The sequence below is a fragment of the Rhodoplanes roseus genome, assembly GCF_003258865.1.
Lineage (GTDB): Bacteria > Pseudomonadota > Alphaproteobacteria > Rhizobiales > Xanthobacteraceae > Rhodoplanes > Rhodoplanes roseus.
This window is the reverse complement of record NZ_NPEX01000006.1, coordinates 21,231-36,628: the sequence shown is the minus strand read 5'-3', so window position 1 is coordinate 36,628 and position 15,398 is coordinate 21,231. Positions and strand designations below refer to the sequence as shown.

Below are 15,398 nucleotides of genomic sequence, written 5' to 3'. Positions count from 1 at the left end.
CTCTTCCGATCTGGGGCACGAGGACTGAATTCGTCGAAACGTAACCCGACAACAAGAAGAACCCGCATGAATCTCGATCTCGCCGGCCGCGTCGTGATGGTCACCGGGCCCGCCAAGGGCATGGGCGCGGCCATCTCGCTCGCCTTCGCGTCGGAGGGCTGCCGGCTGGCGCTGATCGGCCGAGACACGGCAGCGATCCAGCCGGTGGCCGAAGCCGCCAGGGCGCGCGGCGCCGACGCGATCGTGATCGCTTGCGACGTCACGGACGCGGCCCAGTGCGATGCCGCAGCGGCGACGACGCGCGAAACGTTCGGACAGGTCGACGTCCTGGTCAACGTCGCCGGTGGCTCCGGGCCGATCGGCAAGACCGGCGCCGAGACGACGCCCGAAGAGTTCGACGAGATCGTCACGCTCAACATGGGCGGCTGCTTCAACACCATCCGGGCCGTGCTGCCCGACATGATGGCGCGGCGCTGGGGCAAGATCGTCAATGTGGGCGGCACCTTCGGGCTGCGAGGCCGGGCCGGGCGGCTCGCCTACTCGGCGTCGAAATGGGGGCTGCGGGGCATCACCAAGAGCTTCGCGCTGGAGGCCGGCGCCTACAACATCAACGTCAATTGCGTCGCGCCCGGCATGGTAGAGGGCCCGCGCTTCCGCGACAAGGTGTGCGCGAACCTGGCCGAGAAGCACGGCATCTCGGTCAACGAGGCGGCGCGCCTGCACGCCGAGGACTATGCGCTGAAGCGCGTGTCCACCGACGAGGACGTCGCCAACGCCTGCCTGTTCCTGGCGAGCGACGTGTCCCGCCAGATCACCGGCGTCGACCTCCCGGTCGACGGCGGCTGGGCGATGCTGTGAGGCCGCACATGGCGTTCGTTCTCGGCGCTCCACCCCCTCTCCTCATGGTGAGGAGCGCTCCGCAGGAGCGCGTCTCGAACCATGTGGCCACGTCCTTCGAGACGCCCGCTGCGCGGGCTCCTCAGGACGAGGTCGACTGTTCGACCGGCGCGACATCGTCAGGGAGAAAAGCATGAAGGCCGATCTGGTCATCCACGGCGGAACCGTGGTCACCGACACGACCGCGTATCCGGCCAGCATAGCCGTGAAGGACGGCCGCGTGCTGGCGGTCGGCGCCGCCGAGGCGATGCCGGAGGCGATCGACACGCTCGATGCCACCGGCCTGCACGTGCTGCCCGGCGCCATCGACGTCCACGTGCATTTCCGCGAGCCCGGCTACACCCACAAGGAGGACTTCGGCACCGGCACGGCGGCGGCGGCGTTCGGCGGCGTGACCACCGTGTTCGACATGCCGAACGTGATTCCCCCGACCGGCACGGCCGACGCGCTGGCGGCCAAGCACGCGCTGGCGAGCGAGAAGGCCTATGTCGACTACGGCCTCTACGGCCTCCTGGGCGAGGACACGATCGCCCATGTGCAGGATCTGGTCGCCGGCGGCGTGATCGGCTTCAAGCTCTACATGGGCAACACCTTCGGCAACATCCCGTCGCCTTCGACGGGCGCCATGCTGGAGGCGTTCGAGGTGGTGGCGCCGACCGGCAAGCGCGTCTCACTGCACGCCGAGACGGCCTCCATCATGGCGCGGCGCGAGGCCCGCCTGCGCGAGGCGGGCCGCAAGGATCCGCTGGCGCATCTGGCGGCGCGGCCGGCCGTGGTCGCCGTCGAGGCGGTGGCCCGGGCCGCGATCCTGGCCGAATGGACGGGCGCGCGCATCCACGTGCTGCACATCTCGTCCGCCGAGGAGTTGCGGCCGCTGCGCGAGGCGAAGTCGCGCGGCGTCGACGTGACGGGCGAGACCTGTCCGCAATATCTCCTGCTCGGTGCCGAGGACTACGGCCGCATCGGCCCGGTGATCCGCGTCAATCCGCCGGTGCGCGAGGCGAAGAACCAGGCGCCGCTGTGGGCCGCGCTGAAGAGCGGCGTGGTCGACATGATCGCCACCGACCATGCGCCGCACATTCCGGACGAGAAGGTGCGCGACGACATCTTCACGGTCGACTGCGGCTTCCCGGGCGTCGAGACCCAGATGCCGCTGATGCTCACCGAGGTCGCGGCCGGCCGCATGTCGATCAGCGACTACGTGCGGTGGACGGCGCGCCGGCGCGGTGCTGGGGCCTGTTTCCGCGCAAGGGCACGCTGCAGCCCGGCGCCGACGCCGACATCGCGATCGTCGACCTGGCGCGCCGCTGGACCATCGACGACCAAGCATTGCAGTCGCGCGCGAAGATCACGCCGTGGCACGGCCGCGCCGTGACGGGCCTGCCGATCCATACGCTGGTGCGTGGCCGTTTCGTGATGAAGGACCGCAGCCTGGTCGAGAGCGCGCGCGGCACCGGCCGCTCGGTGCATGCGATCCAGGAGATGCCGGCGCCGCGGCCGAAGAACCCGGCCAGCACCATGAGGGCCATTGTCAAGTCCCCCGCACCCGCCGGAGTCGCCTGATGACCTCGGGAACGAACGTCGTTCTGATCGAGCGCCAGCCGGAGCCGTCCTCCGGCGAGGCGGTGCCGCCGAGCCACGTCGACTCCTATGTGGAGCTCGAGCGCACCACGGTCACCTACGGCCGCGCGCCGAATCTGGTGCATGCGCTGTCGGAGACGAATCTCCGGATCGCCAAGGGCGACTTCGTCGCGCTGGTGGGTCCGAGCGGCTGCGGAAAGTCGACGATCCTGAAGATGGTCGGCGGGATTCTCCGCGCGTCGTCGGGCTTCGTCTATGTCGCGGGGCGCGAGGTGGGGGCCGAGCCGGTGCGCATCGGCATGGCGTTCCAGAACCCGACCATGCTGCCGTGGCTCTCCATCCGTGACAACGTGATGATGCCGCTCAAGATCGTGCCGCCGTTCCGCGGCCAGTATCGCAAGAAGCGCAAGGGCGAGTTCCGCGACCGCGTCGAGGCGCTGCTCGCCCAGGTCGGCTTGAAAGGCTTCGGCGACAAGCATCCCTGGCAGCTGTCGGGCGGCATGCTGCAGCGCGCCTCGCTGTGCCGGGCGCTGGTGCACGACCCGCAGCTCCTGCTGCTCGACGAGCCGTTCGGCGCACTCGACCAGTTCACCCGCGAGGAGCTGTGGTCGATCATGCAGCAGCTCTGGATGACGCGGCGGCCGACTGTGCTGCTGGTGACCCACGACCTGCGCGAGGCCGGCTATCTGGCCAACCGCATCTGCGTGATGAGCGCGCGCCCCGGCCGCATCGTCGACGACCGCGTCTTCGACGCGCCGCGCCCGCGCAACCTCGCCATGACCTACGAGCCCGACTTCGTCGCCATGACCCAGCGCCTGCGCGAGCTGATCGTCGAGGCGCGCAGCGACGAGCCGGCGGTGGCGTGAGATGATCACCGACGGTCGCTCGAACGCATTGCTCGACGCCTCCTCTCTGCGAAGCCTCGGCGCTTCCAGCGTTCCCTCCCCCCTTGTGGGGGAGGGACAGGGAGGGGGGTACGCCACGAACGGGGCATTTGCCGCTCACCCCTCTCGCCGACCCTCCCCCACAAGGGGGCAGGGAGCAGGCTGCGGCGTGACACATCGCATTGCGTCTGCCGATGGAGCTGTCTGAGATGAACTCCAACGTCAACCGGAAGATCGCCTCGGCCGTGCTGATCGTGGGGCTGTTCGCGGTGTGGGAGGTGCTGTGCCTCGCCTTCGGGGTGAGCGACACGGTGCTGCCGCGGCCGAGCCAGATCTTCGTGACGCTGTGGCAGCGTTTTCCGGCGCTGTGGCCGCACACGTTGCAGACGCTCTACACCACCATGCTGGGCTTCGTGCTCGGCGTCGGCATCGGCGTGCTGATCGGCGTGCTGATCGGCTGGTCGAAGCTCGCCTACGACGTCGCCTATCCGCTGCTGGTCGGCTTCTCGTCGGTGCCGAAGGTCGCCGTGGTGCCGATCTTCGTCCTCTATTTCGGCGCCGGCACCGTGCCGGCCGTGCTGACCGCGCTGATCATGAGCATCTTTCCGGTGGTCGTGAACGTCGCGACCGGCCTGGCGACGACCGAGCCCGAGCTCGAGGACGTGATGAAGACGCTTCGCGCGACCAAGTTCGACATTCTGTGGAACGTCGGGCTGCCGCGCGCCATGCCGTACTTCTTCGCCTCGCTGAAGGTCGCCGTCACGCTCGCCTTCGTCGGCTCGGTGATCTCCGAGACGGTGGCGTCGAACCGGGGAATCGGCAACGTGATGATGATCGCCTCGGCCTCGTTCGACGTGCCGCTGGTGTTCGCCGGCCTGTTCATCCTGGCGGCGCTCGGCATCATCCTGTACGGCGTCTTCTCGCTGATCGAGAGCCGCATCACCGGCTGGGCCCACCGCAAGACCGAGTTCGCGATGGGATGAGGCGGCGAACGCCGCTCAGGAGGTCGCCATGACCACCCTCGATGCAGCCGTCGTGCTCGCCGGCCCGGGCGGTGCGACGTGCACCGATCAGGAGATCACGCTCGCGGACGGCCGCATCGTCGCGCTGCGGCCCTCGGGCGCCGCCGCGGCGCGCGACCGGCTGGCGATGCCGGCGCTGGTCAACGCGCACGATCACGCGCGGGTCGTCCGCTCCAGCCAGATCGGCAATGTCGACGTGGCGCTGGAGGCCTGGCTGCCGCAGCTCGCGGCGATCCCGGCGGTCGATCCCTGGCTCACCGCCGCGGTCGCGTTCGGCCGCAGCGCGCGCGCCGGCATCGCCGTCGAGATGGCGCACTACACCCGCATCCAGGGCCTGACCGCCTATCCCGACGAGGCCCGGGCGGTCGCCAGGGCAGCCCGTGACGTCGGCATCAGGATCGCGTTCGCCGTGCAGTGCCGCGACCGGAATCCGCTCGCCTATGGCGGCGAAGCCGACCTGCTGGGCCGGCTCTCGCCCGCCGCCTGCGCCTGCGTGAGCGACAAGTTCCTGCGTGCGCCACCACCGGCGGCCGAGCAGGTGGCGCTGGTCGAGGCGACCGCGGCGGCCATCGCCGGCGACGGCGTCACGGTGCAGTACGGCCCGGCCGGTCCGCAATGGTGCAGCGACGATCTCTTGGCGCGTATCGGCGAGGCGTCCGCGGCGCACGGGCGGCGCGTCCACATGCATCTGCTCGAGAGCCCCTACCAGCGCGCCTGGGCGGACGCGACCTGTCCGCAGGGCCTGCTGACCCATCTCGATGCGCTCGGCCTCGTCAACGACCGTGTCTCCTTCGCGCACGGCACCTGGCTTCGGCCGGACGAGATGGAGCTGATCGCGGAGCGCGGCGCCACCATCGTGGTCAACACCTCGTCCAATCTGGTGCTGCGCTCCGGCGTCGCGCCGCTCGCCGAGATGCTGGCGCGCGGCTGCCGCGTCGCCATGGGGCTCGACGGCGTCGCGCTCGACGAGCAGGAGGACCCGCTCGCCGAAATGCAGCTCGCCTATCTGCTGCACAAGGGCGAAGGCTTCGACTCCCGCATGTCGCATCACGACCTGCTGCGCTTCGCCGTGCAGGCCGGCCGCTTCGCGGTGCTGGGCCAGGAGGCGGGCGGCACGGTCGCGCCCGGCGCTCCGGCCGATCTCCTGGTGCTCGACTGGGCGGCGCTGACCGCGGACCGCCTCGACGACACGGTGCCGCCGATCGAGACCGTGCTGGCCCGCGCCCGCCGACGCCACGTGACGGATCTCGTCGTCGCCGGCCGTCCGGTGGTGCGCGACGGCATCGTCACGGGCGTCGACCTCCCGGCGCTCGAGGCCGAGCTGCTCGCCACCCTGCGCCGCCGCTTCCCCGACACGGCGGCGATCCGCGCCGCGCTGCCCGAGCTGCGCGCCGCGCTCGGGCCGCATTACGGCGCCCGTGCGTTCATCTGCTCCTGATCAGGACCGAGACCGTCATGACCCGTCGCGCCTATGTCCACCGCATCGCCGCCGCGTCGCCGGACGACACGTCCGGGATCGAGGCCGCCATCGCGGCCGGCCGCATCGATCCGTCCGGCATCGTCGCCATCTTCGGCAAGACCGAGGGCAACGGCTGCGTCAACGACTTCGCCCGTGGCTTCGCCACCCAGTCGCTCGGGCTGATGCTGAAGCAGCACATGTCGGCCGAGGCGGCGCACGCCGTGTGCCTGGTCATGTCGGGGGGCACCGAGGGCGGCATGTCCCCGCACTGGACCGTGTTCGAGCGGCGCGACACCGACGAGGCGCCGGCCGGCGGCCCGGCGCTGGCCATCGGCCGCACCCGGACGCCGGTGCTGCCGTTCTGCGACCTGGGCCGCGTCGCCGAGGTCGACATGGTGGCGGCGGGCGTGCGCGCCGCCATGCAGGACGCCGGCATCGACGATCCCGACGACGTGCATTTCGTCCAGATCAAGTGCCCGCTGCTGACCGTGCAGCGGATCGGCGAGGCCGAGGCGCAGGGCGGCACGGTGGCGACCCGCGACACCCTCAAATCCATGGGCCTGTCACGTGCCGCGAGTGCGTTGGGTGTGGGCGTGGCGCTCGGCGAGATCGGTCGTGATCAGATCGGCGACGGCAGGATCGCGGCCGACTGGTCGCTGTGGTCCGGCCGCGCCTCGTGCTCGTCCGGCATCGAGCTCCTGGATCACGAGATCGTCGTGCTCGGCACCTCGCCGAACTGGTCCGGACCGCTGGTGATCGATCACGCCGTGATGAGCGACGGCATCGACATCGAGCCGGTGCGCGCCGCGCTGCGCCGCCTCGGCTTCGCGGCCGACGGCCAGCTCTCTGCCGCCGAACGCACGCGCCTCGTCGCGCTCCTCTCCAAGGCGGAGGCGAGCCACGACGGGAAGATCCGAGGCCACCGTCACACCATGCTGGACGACTCCGACATCTCGGCGACCCGCCACGCCCGCGCCTTCGTCTGCGGCGCGCTCGCCGGTCTCGTCGGCCACGCCGAGATCTACGTCTCGGGGGGCGCCGAGCACCAAGGGCCGGACGGCGGCGGCCCGGTGGCGGTGATCGCCGAGCGGGTGATTCCGAACGCCTGAGACTGGTGCAGCAGTAGGGATGAACGACCTCCACGCGACCGTGCGTCGCGGCCGGTTCGGTTGTCCCGGTCGTTCGCCGGTCTAAATTCCGAAGCGCCTGGTGCGCGGGTGGCGCATCGCCCACTCGGAGACGTTCATGCGCATTCAGTTCACGGTTCCGTTCGCCGCCGTCCTGTCCTTGGCGGTCGCCGCCGGGGCCGCCTCGGCGCAGTCGGGGCCGCCCGATGTCCCCGGCAAGGTCGATCCGTCGCGCGTCGCCGCGGGCAGCTACAAGGTCGATCCCGACCACACCCAGGTGGTGTTCACGGCGAATCACTTCGGCTTCAGCAACTATTGCGGAATGATCGGCGCCGTGACCGGCACCATGACGCTCGATCCCAAGCAGCCCGAGGCGGCGCGGCTCGTCATCGAGCTTCCGCTCGGGAGCGCCATCACGACCAGCAAGGCGCTGGACGAGCATCTCCAGAAGGCGGACTTCTTCGAGACCGACAAGTTTCCGACCGCGACGTTCCGCTCCACCCGCATCGAGGTCGCGGGAGATCGGGCCGAGATCACCGGCGACCTGACGCTGCGCGGCGTCACCAAGCCGGTGGTTCTGGCGGCGCGCTTCACCGGCGCCGGCGTCAATCCGATGAACAAGGCCGCGACCGTCGGCTTCGAGGCCACGGCCTCGGTCAAGCGCAGCGAGTTCGGCATCAAGTTCGCGCTGCCGATGGTCGCCGACCGCGTCGACCTCCGCATCGTCGCCGCCTTCGAGAAGACGGAGTGAGGACGATGGCTACGCCCCGGCGCGCGGCTCCTCGCCGGCGATGAAGCGTCGCAGCTTCGCGAGCTCGGCGGCCAGGAAATCCAGGAAGACGCGCACGCGCGGCGCGTGGCGCAGATCCGGGTGGGTCAGCAGCCACAGGTCGGCGGCGAGCGCCGGATCGGGCGGGGCGAGACGCACCAGGGCCGGGCGCGCGTCGCCGATCAGGCAGGGCAGGTGGCCGATGCCGAGCCCGCTCTCCACCGCCTCGGCGAGCCCGAGCACCGAGTTGACCCGGTAGGCGATGCGCTCGGGCGGGACGCGGGCCCGCACGAACTTCACCGCCTCCAGCGAGGCGAGGTGCTCGCCCAGCGCGATCCAGTCGCGCCCGAACAACGCCGCCTCGTCGGCCGGCGGCCCGTCCGGAAACTCGCCGGCGCAGCCGTAGAGCGCCCAGGCGATGCTGGCGGCGCGGCGGCCCACCAGCGTCTCGGGCGGCGAGTCGGTCGCCCGGATCGCCACGTCGGCGTCGCGCTTCGAGAGGTTGAGGGCCTGGTTGCTGAGGACGATATCGAGCCGCACGTCCGGACAGGCCTTGCGAAACTTCGCGAACAGCGGGGTCAGCAGGTGGACCAGCAGCGAGTCGTTGGTGGTGACACGCAGCTCGCCGGAGGGCGACACCTCCTGCCCGACGATACGGCGGGTGAAGGAGGCGACGTCGTCGTCCATGCGGCGCGCCAGCGCCACCATCTCCTCGCCGGCCGCAGTCGCCGCATAGCCGGCCCGGTGGCGCTCGAACAGCGGCGTGCCCAGCGCCGCCTCGATCTGGCCGAGCCGGCGGAACACGGTCGAGTGGTTGATGTCGAGCAGGGTCGCGGCGGCCGGCAGGGTCTTGGCGTCGGCGATCGCCTTGATCAGCCGGAAGTCGTCCCAGGCCAGGGCCTTGTGGGGGTCGGGCATCGGGGGTGAGCCTCGCTGTTTCAGCGACGCAATATCGTAAGCGGGCCTGCAGTTCAAGGATTGCATCAGTGCAATGGCGCCGGGGCCGGGGCGCTGCCATCTTGGGTCGGACACCACAACAAGCGCGGGCCGAACCGGCCCGTCAGGAGGCTCACATGGCCCATGGCATCCATCACGTGACCATCATGGCCGGTCGCGCCCACCGCAACCTCGACATCTATACGCGGACCCTGGGCCTCCGGCTGGTCAAGAAGACCGTCAACTTCGACGATCCCGGCACCTTTCACTTCTACTACGGCGACGAGACCGGCCGGCCCGGCAGCATCGTGACGTTCTTCCCGTGGGAGAACGCGGCGGCCGGCCAGTCGGGCGTCGGTGAGACCATCGAGACGGCGCTGCGCATCCCGGAGACCGCCGTCGCCTTCTGGACCCACCGGCTGGTCGAGGCCGGGCTTCGGCACGAGGCTCCCGAAAAGCGCTTCGGCGAGACCGTGATCCGGTTCCGCGATCCGGACGGCACACGGCTCGCGCTGGTCGGCGTACCGGGGATCGAGCGCGAGCCGGCCTGGAGCACGGCCGAGATCCCGGCCGATGTGGCAATCCGGGGCGTGCACTCGGTCGGCCTGCTGGTCGCCGACACGGCGCCGACGGCCGCCATCCTCACCGGCGTGCTCGGCTTCGAGGAGGTCGGGCGCGACGAGGACGCGAACCTGGTGCGCTTCCGCGGCACCGACGCCGCGGCCGACACGCTCGGCGCGATCGTCGATCTGCACCGGGCGGTGGCGTCGTTCCGTGGCCGGCTCGGCGCCGGCTCGGTCCATCACGTCGCCTTCCGGGCCGCGGACGACGCGGCGCAGGGCGACATGGTCGCCCGCCTCGCGGCCCAGCACGGCGTCCGGACGACCGAGCAGCGCGACCGAAACTACTTCCGCTCGGTCTACTTCCGCGAGCCCGGCGGCGTGCTGTTCGAGATCGCGACCGACACGCCCGGCTTCGCCGTGGACGAGCCGGTCGAGAGCCTCGGCCAGGCCCTGAAGCTGCCGGCCCAGTACGAGCCGCGCCGCGCCGCCATCGAGGCCGTGCTGCCCAAGGTGGCGTGAGGCTCGGCGTTTCACCCTCCCCGGCCAGGGGAGGGTGAATAATCGTACTGATCATTCGACCTCATCACCCCCGAGGCCCACATGTCCGCCGTCGCCAAAAGCACCTCTGCGCTCGCTCTCCATGTCCATCGCTTCGTGCCGGCCACCGGGACCGGCCGGCCGCCGCTGCTCCTCCTGCACGGAACCGGCGGCGACGAGACCGATCTGATCGGCCTCGGCCAGGCGGTGTCGCCCGGCTCGGCCCTGCTGTCGCCGCGCGGAAATGTGCTGGAGGGGAGCGCGCCGCGCTTCTTTCGCCGGCTCGCCGAGGGCGTGCTGGACCAGGCCGACGTGCGCCGCCGCGCCGCCGACTTCGCCGCCTTCATCGGCGCAGCCCGTGAAACATACGGGATCGCCGCGCCGGTGGCGCTCGGCTTCTCCAACGGCGCCAATATCGCGGCGGCGCTGCTGCAGCTGCATCCCGGCATTCTGGCCGGCGCCGTGTTGCTGCGCGCCATGGTGCCGCTCGACCCGCCGCCGCCGGCCGAAGGCCTCGGCGGCACGCCGGTGCTGATCGTGGCGGGCGACGCCGATCCGATCATGCCGCCGGGCGATCCGGAGAAGCTCGCCGCATCGCTCGCCGCCGCGGGCGCCGACGTCACGTTGCGCCGGCTGCCCGCCGGTCACGGCCTGACGCAGGCCGATCTGGCGCTCGCCACCGCGTTCCTGTCGCGACTCTCCTGACGCGACGCAACTGATCAGATCGAGGACACCCCCGTGAACCATGATTCCTTGCAGCTCACCGGCATCCACCATCTCACCGCGGTGACGGCGAATGCGCCCGGCAACCACGCCTTCTACACCGAGACGCTGGGCATGCGGCTGGTGAAGAAGACCGTGAACCAGGACGACGTCTCGGCCTATCACCTGTTCTATGCGGACGGCGTCGCCTCGCCCGGCTCCGACATCACCTTCTTCGACTGGCCGGTCGGGCCCGAGCGCCGCGGCACGCGCAGCATCTGCCGGACCGGGCTGCGGGTCGCCGGCGAGCCGAGCCTCGTGTGGTGGAAGCAGCGCCTCGCGGCGGCGGGCGTCACGCATGGCGACATCGTCCTGCGCGACGGCCGTGCGACGCTCGATCTCGAGGATCCGGAGGGCCAGCGGCTGTCGCTGATCGACGACGGCGGCGCCGGCCCGGCGCATGCCTGGGCCGACAGCCCGGTGCCGTCCGCGCATCAGATCCGCGGGCTCGGGCCGATCACCATCTCGGTCCCGGATCTGGCGCCGACCGAGGCGGTGCTGACCACGTTGATGAACATGACGCGGGTGCGCGACTACGAGACGGTCGGCAATCCGTCGTCGCGCACGCAGGTCTATGCGATGGGCCAGGGTGGGGCGGCGGCGGAGCTGCATGTCGCGGTGGAGCCCGACCAGCCCGTCGCGGCGCCGGGCGCGGGCGGCGTCCACCACGTCGCCTTCCGGGTGCCGGACGCGGCCTACCAGGACTGGGCCGAGCGGCTGCGGCGGATGCGCGTGCCGTCGAGCGGGCCGGTCGACCGCTTCTACTTCCGCAGCCTGTATTTCCGCGAGCCGAACGGCGTGCTGTTCGAGATCGCCACCGACGGGCCCGGCTTCGCCGTGGACGAGCCGCTGGAGACGCTCGGCCGCGCGCTGTCGCTGCCCCCCTTCCTAGAGTCGCGACGCCGCGAGATCGAGGCCGGCCTCGCGCCCTTGTGAACCGGTGAGGGCGCCGGCGCGGCGTATCGCCACGTCCGGACGGGTGTTTCATGCCCGTCCGGCACGGTATGGTAATATGGCCTAAACCGTTTTGCAGGATGGTGGAGGCGGTCTGAGGTTGAACAGCGGGCCGGCATGGTCCGGTCCGACAGTCGTTGCCGACGCATCGGATTGGAGTCTTTCAATGCGTATGATCTATGCGCTTGCCGTCGTGGTTCTGACTCTCGTTGCTCTCAACAAGCTGCCCTATCCGGGCGCCAAGCCGGTGTTGCCGTCCGGCCCCGTGACGGCCGCCATGGCCGCCACGATCGCGCCGCCCAAGGCCGCCGAGCCGGCCGTCGTCGCCAAGCCCGAGCCGCCCCGCATCCAGTATGTCAGCACGCGCGAGTGCAGCCGCACCGCCTGGGGCAACCGCAACTGCACCGAGATCACCACGGTGAAGCACTGACGCGGGTCCCGCGGCGCGCAGGCTCCGCGTGGGCGGAGCCTCGCCCGTGATGCTCGTCTGATGCTCAGTTCCGGGTGCGCACCAGCACGGTCGCGAAGCGCAGCCGGAGCTCCTCGGGAAGATCGACCCCGACCAGCGTCCAGGTGCCGGCGATCAGCCGCAGCCTGATCCTGAACTGCTGCGCCGGCGCGCCGCCGAGCGGCAGGTCGATCCAGAAGCTGCGGCCGCGGTAATGCGCGGCCGCGAACACGCTCCACACATTGCCGAGGTCGCCGGGCCTGATGCCGCCGATGCGCGGCTGCGGCGCGGCCGCGTCCTCCTCGGGCAGGCCTTCCGGCCACCCCCGGGCGAGCAGCGAGGCGACCCCCTCCGGGGTGACGAAGCGCTCGACCAGCGGGTCGGCGACGGAGCCGAGCGACATCACGAGGCCGGTGCCGAGCCGGCCGAGGCGCTTCTCCTGTCCCGTGACGGTGAGGACGGCGCGGGAGATCTGGAACGACAGCGACTGCCGCAGTTCTGGAAACGCGATCGAGCGGTTGAGACGCTCCGCATCGCGATGCTCGACCGCATCGGCGAGCCGGTAGAGCCCCCATAGCGGCCAGACCGCGTAGAGCAGGAGCAGCACCGCCGACGCGGCGACGATTCGAACAGCGAGACGCATCGGTCCTCGACCGGCTGAGCGGCCGGAGTGTCAGATGGCCCGACGGTGCCTCACGCTCCGCCGATGCCCTGGACCACCTTGCCGGTCCCACCGCAGGTCGGGCAAGCCCGGCCGTGCTGTTTCCCGGTGCCGTCGCAGTCCGGGCAGAGCGCCTCGCCGGTTCCCGGCGTGCCCGGGTCGGCCTCGTCGCCCGGCCGCTGTCCGGTCTGGAGCCCGGAGGGTGTCGCCTTGGGGTCCGCAGCCATCCTGGCCTCCTCTATGTGGCGCATGTCACAACCCGACGACAACGCCGGCGGCGGTCCGGGGGTTCGGTCGCGCTGCGCCGCGCGCCGGTGTCCCTCCGGTTTCAGCCGCCCTGCACGCTCGCTCTTCGATTGAGGACGGGCCGTGCCGCAGACGCTTTCGCCCGCCGGAGGCGGCGCGGGGCAGGTGTCATCCGGATGGCCGAATGCGTCGACCGGGCTTAGACGAACAGGCAGCCCCGGCCTATCATCCGCGTTCGGCCACCTCTGCGACACCTCTCCTCCCCGGCCGCAACGCCCGACACCGGGATCTCCGGACCCGACAGAGCGGGACAACGAGGACGCCCATGATCCGATCGTTCTGCACGCTCGCCGCAGCCGCCTGGCTCGCCGGCGCGGCCCTTCTCCCGTCGCCCGCGCAGGCCCAGGCCCAGCCGCAAAGCTTCACCCGCGCGGTCCGCATCGTGGTGCCTTACGCGCCCGGCGGCTCGTCCGACATCCTGGCCCGCCTGATCGCGCCGAAACTGCAGGAGGCGATCGGCCAGGCCGTGGTGGTCGAGAACAAGCCGGGCGGCTCCGGCAATATCGGCGCCGACGCGGTCGCCAAGGCGGCCAAGGACGGCCACACGCTGCTCCTCCTCGACGTCGGCACGCTGGCGCTGGCGCCGAGCCTGTTCCCCGATCTCACCTTCGATCCGCAGAAGGATCTCGCCCCGGTCGGCATGATCATGTTCGCGCCCTATGTGCTGGCCGTGAGCCCGACCCTGCCGGCGAAGTCGGTCGCCGAGCTGATCGCCTACGCCAAGGCCAATCCGGGCAAGGTCGCGGTGGCCAATTCCGGCATCGGCGGCATGAACCACGTCACCCCGATCCGCATCGGTAAGGCGCTCGGTGTCGAATGGAAGAACGTGCCCTACCGGGGCGGTGCCGCCGCGACCCGCGCGGTCGTCGCCGGCGAGAGCCAGGTGATCTTCAACGGCGTCTCGGGCTCGCTGCAGTTCGTCAAGAACGGCCAGCTCGTCGGTCTCGCGGTGTCGGGCCCGGCGCGGCTGCCTTCGGTGCCGGATCTGCCGACCTTCGACGAGGCCAAGCTGCCGGCCGGCGACGCCGGCACCTGGCAGGGCCTGATGGTGACGGCCGGCTCACCGCCCGCGCTGGTCGCGCGGCTCGACGCCGAGCTGCGCAAGATCGTCGCCATGCCGGACATCGCCCAGAAGATCGGCGAGCTCGGCGGCACCGTGAAGGCCGACGGGCCGGAGTCGTTCAAGGTTTGGCTCGCCGCCAATGTGAAGACGCTCGGCGAGGTCGTCCGCGAGAACGGCATCAAGGGCGAGTGAAACGACGATCCGTTCGCGCGCAGTCATTCCGGGGCGCACCGAAGGTGCGAACCCGGAATCCAGCGGCGAACGCTGTCGGTCTGGGCTGGATTCCGGGTTGCGGCTGCTCCGCAGCCCCGCCCGGAATGACGGGCCGAGGGAATCGACCGGACGTCGTACTGAAGGATGGGTGATCAAATGACAGGTCGCCGTATCGATCTGCAGGATCTGCTGTTCGGCGCCTTCCTGGTCGGCGTCGCCGTGTTCACGACGGCGGCGACCTGGAGCCTGAGGGTCGGGACGGCGGCCAACATGGGGCCCGGCTACATGCCGCGGGCGATCGCCGCGCTGGTGTGCACGTTCGGCCTGTTCTTCGTGATCCGCGGGCTGCTGTCGCCGTTCCAGGGCATCACCCGGCCGCAACCGCGCGCCGTGATCTTCATCCTGGCCGCGGTCGGCGCCTTCGCGCTCCTGGTGACGACGGCCGGGCTGATGATCGCCTCGGTCGTCACCATCGTGATCGCCGGCTTTGCAAGTCGCGAGACCCGCGTGGTCGAGACCGTGCTGTTCGGCAGTGCCATGGCGGTCGGCTCCGTCCTGCTGTTCGTCTGGGCGCTGAAGCTGCCCGTCCCGATCTGGCCCTGGTGAGGAGCCGGCCACGATGGATCTGTTCGCCAATCTCGCGCTCGGCCTCGCCACCGCGGTGGAGCCGGTCAATCTGCTGTACTGCTTCATCGGCGTCGTGATCGGCACCGCCATCGGCGTGTTGCCCGGCATCGGCCCGATCCCCACCGTCGCGTTGCTGCTGCCGTTCACGTTCGGGCTCAACCCGACCTCGGCCTTCATCATGCTGGCCGGCATCTTCTACGGCGCCCAGTACGGCGGCTCGACCACGGCCATCCTGGTCAACGTGCCGGGCGAGACCTCCTCGGTCGTCACCTGCCTGGACGGCCACAAGATGGCGCAGAACGGCCGCGCCGGACCGGCGCTGGCGATCGCGGCGATCTCGTCGTTCTATGCCGGCACCATCGCGACCGTGGTCATCTGTTTGCTCAGCGTCCCGCTCTCCGTGCTGGCGCTGAAGTTCACGGCCGTCGAATATTTTTCGTTGCTGGTGCTCGGGCTGCTGGCCGCCGTGATTCTCGCCCACGGCTCCGTCATGAAGGCGCTTGCCATGGTCCTGCTCGGGCTTCTGCTCGGGCTGATCGGCATCGACGTCTCGTCCGGCGCGGCGCGCATGACCTTCGGAGTCGCCGAG

At 70.7% G+C, this 15,398-nt stretch carries 17 protein-coding genes and 1 pseudogene; 15 read left to right on the top strand and 3 right to left on the bottom strand.

The window, feature by feature from the left end; genetic code table 11:
* Positions 1–66 precede the first annotated feature (66 nt).
* The 8 genes from CH341_RS01865 (at position 67) to CH341_RS01835 (ending at position 7,721) form a co-directional block, all read left to right on the top strand.
* Positions 67–858, top strand: coding sequence for an SDR family NAD(P)-dependent oxidoreductase (locus CH341_RS01865; protein ID WP_111417329.1), 792 nt, complete (start codon positions 67–69; stop codon positions 856–858).
* Positions 859–1,030: 172 nt separating this feature from the next.
* The gene (locus CH341_RS35675; RefSeq protein ID WP_281021294.1) at positions 1,031–2,272 is read left to right on the top strand and encodes a dihydroorotase; all 1,242 of its coding nucleotides are present in this window, start codon (positions 1,031–1,033) and stop codon (positions 2,270–2,272) included.
* Positions 2,227–2,460, top strand: coding sequence for a hypothetical protein (locus CH341_RS36185; protein ID WP_342634988.1), 234 nt, complete (start codon positions 2,227–2,229; stop codon positions 2,458–2,460). The genes CH341_RS35675 and CH341_RS36185 overlap by 46 nt, the downstream gene beginning before the upstream one ends.
* The gene (locus CH341_RS01855) at positions 2,460–3,344 is read left to right on the top strand and encodes an ABC transporter ATP-binding protein (protein ID WP_111417328.1); all 885 of its coding nucleotides are present in this window, start codon (positions 2,460–2,462) and stop codon (positions 3,342–3,344) included. The genes CH341_RS36185 and CH341_RS01855 overlap by 1 nt, the downstream gene beginning before the upstream one ends.
* A gap of 227 nt (positions 3,345–3,571) precedes the next feature.
* On the top strand, positions 3,572–4,345 hold the full coding sequence (locus CH341_RS01850; RefSeq protein ID WP_111417327.1) for an ABC transporter permease: 774 nt from the start codon (positions 3,572–3,574) through the stop codon (positions 4,343–4,345).
* 28 nt (positions 4,346–4,373) lie between these two features.
* Positions 4,374–5,822: an amidohydrolase family protein gene (locus CH341_RS01845; RefSeq protein WP_111417326.1), complete on the top strand. Its 1,449-nt coding sequence runs from the start codon at positions 4,374–4,376 to the stop codon at positions 5,820–5,822.
* Between the two features lie 17 nt (positions 5,823–5,839).
* Positions 5,840–6,952, top strand: a complete 1,113-nt coding sequence (gene atzD, locus CH341_RS01840) for a cyanuric acid amidohydrolase (protein ID WP_111417325.1) — start codon at positions 5,840–5,842, stop codon at positions 6,950–6,952.
* Between the two features lie 136 nt (positions 6,953–7,088).
* Positions 7,089–7,721, top strand: coding sequence for a YceI family protein (locus CH341_RS01835; RefSeq protein ID WP_111417347.1), 633 nt, complete (start codon positions 7,089–7,091; stop codon positions 7,719–7,721).
* Between the two features lie 9 nt (positions 7,722–7,730).
* Here the strand turns inward: CH341_RS01835 and CH341_RS01830 are convergent, their stop codons facing one another.
* Entirely contained in the window at positions 7,731–8,657 is a 927-nt protein-coding gene (locus CH341_RS01830) for a LysR family transcriptional regulator (protein WP_111417324.1), read from the bottom strand.
* Positions 8,658–8,812: 155 nt separating this feature from the next.
* Between CH341_RS01830 and CH341_RS01825 the strand changes: the two genes are divergently transcribed.
* The 4 genes from CH341_RS01825 to CH341_RS01810 all read left to right on the top strand — a co-directional run bounded on the left by CH341_RS01825 (position 8,813) and on the right by CH341_RS01810 (position 11,921).
* A complete protein-coding gene (locus CH341_RS01825) occupies positions 8,813–9,757 on the top strand; it encodes a ring-cleaving dioxygenase (protein ID WP_111417323.1) in 945 nt (314 codons plus the stop codon).
* 81 nt (positions 9,758–9,838) lie between these two features.
* Entirely contained in the window at positions 9,839–10,480 is a 642-nt protein-coding gene (locus CH341_RS01820) for an alpha/beta hydrolase (protein ID WP_111417322.1), read from the top strand.
* Positions 10,481–10,528: 48 nt separating this feature from the next.
* Positions 10,529–11,473: a ring-cleaving dioxygenase gene (locus CH341_RS01815; protein ID WP_111417346.1), complete on the top strand. Its 945-nt coding sequence runs from the start codon at positions 10,529–10,531 to the stop codon at positions 11,471–11,473.
* 184 nt (positions 11,474–11,657) lie between these two features.
* Positions 11,658–11,921, top strand: a complete 264-nt coding sequence (locus tag CH341_RS01810) for a hypothetical protein (RefSeq protein ID WP_146604341.1) — start codon at positions 11,658–11,660, stop codon at positions 11,919–11,921.
* Between the two features lie 64 nt (positions 11,922–11,985).
* Here the strand turns inward: CH341_RS01810 and CH341_RS01805 are convergent, their stop codons facing one another.
* Both CH341_RS01805 and CH341_RS01800 read right to left on the bottom strand, forming a co-directional pair.
* Positions 11,986–12,582, bottom strand: a complete 597-nt coding sequence (locus CH341_RS01805) for a DUF2939 domain-containing protein (protein WP_111417320.1) — start codon at positions 12,580–12,582, stop codon at positions 11,986–11,988.
* 50 nt (positions 12,583–12,632) lie between these two features.
* Entirely contained in the window at positions 12,633–12,827 is a 195-nt protein-coding gene (locus CH341_RS01800; RefSeq protein WP_111417345.1) for a hypothetical protein, read from the bottom strand.
* Positions 12,828–13,171: 344 nt separating this feature from the next.
* On the opposite strand from CH341_RS01800, the gene CH341_RS01795 reads away from it, so the two are divergent.
* The 3 genes and pseudogenes from CH341_RS01795 to CH341_RS35670 form a co-directional block, all read left to right on the top strand.
* On the top strand, positions 13,172–14,161 hold the full coding sequence (locus CH341_RS01795; protein WP_111417319.1) for a Bug family tripartite tricarboxylate transporter substrate binding protein: 990 nt from the start codon (positions 13,172–13,174) through the stop codon (positions 14,159–14,161).
* Positions 14,162–14,338: 177 nt separating this feature from the next.
* Positions 14,339–14,788 (top strand): tripartite tricarboxylate transporter TctB family protein, encoded by a 450-nt coding sequence (locus CH341_RS01790; RefSeq protein WP_111417318.1) that lies wholly within the window; start codon positions 14,339–14,341, stop codon positions 14,786–14,788.
* A gap of 13 nt (positions 14,789–14,801) precedes the next feature.
* A pseudogene (locus tag CH341_RS35670) lies at positions 14,802–15,398 on the top strand (tripartite tricarboxylate transporter permease); the annotation flags it as partial.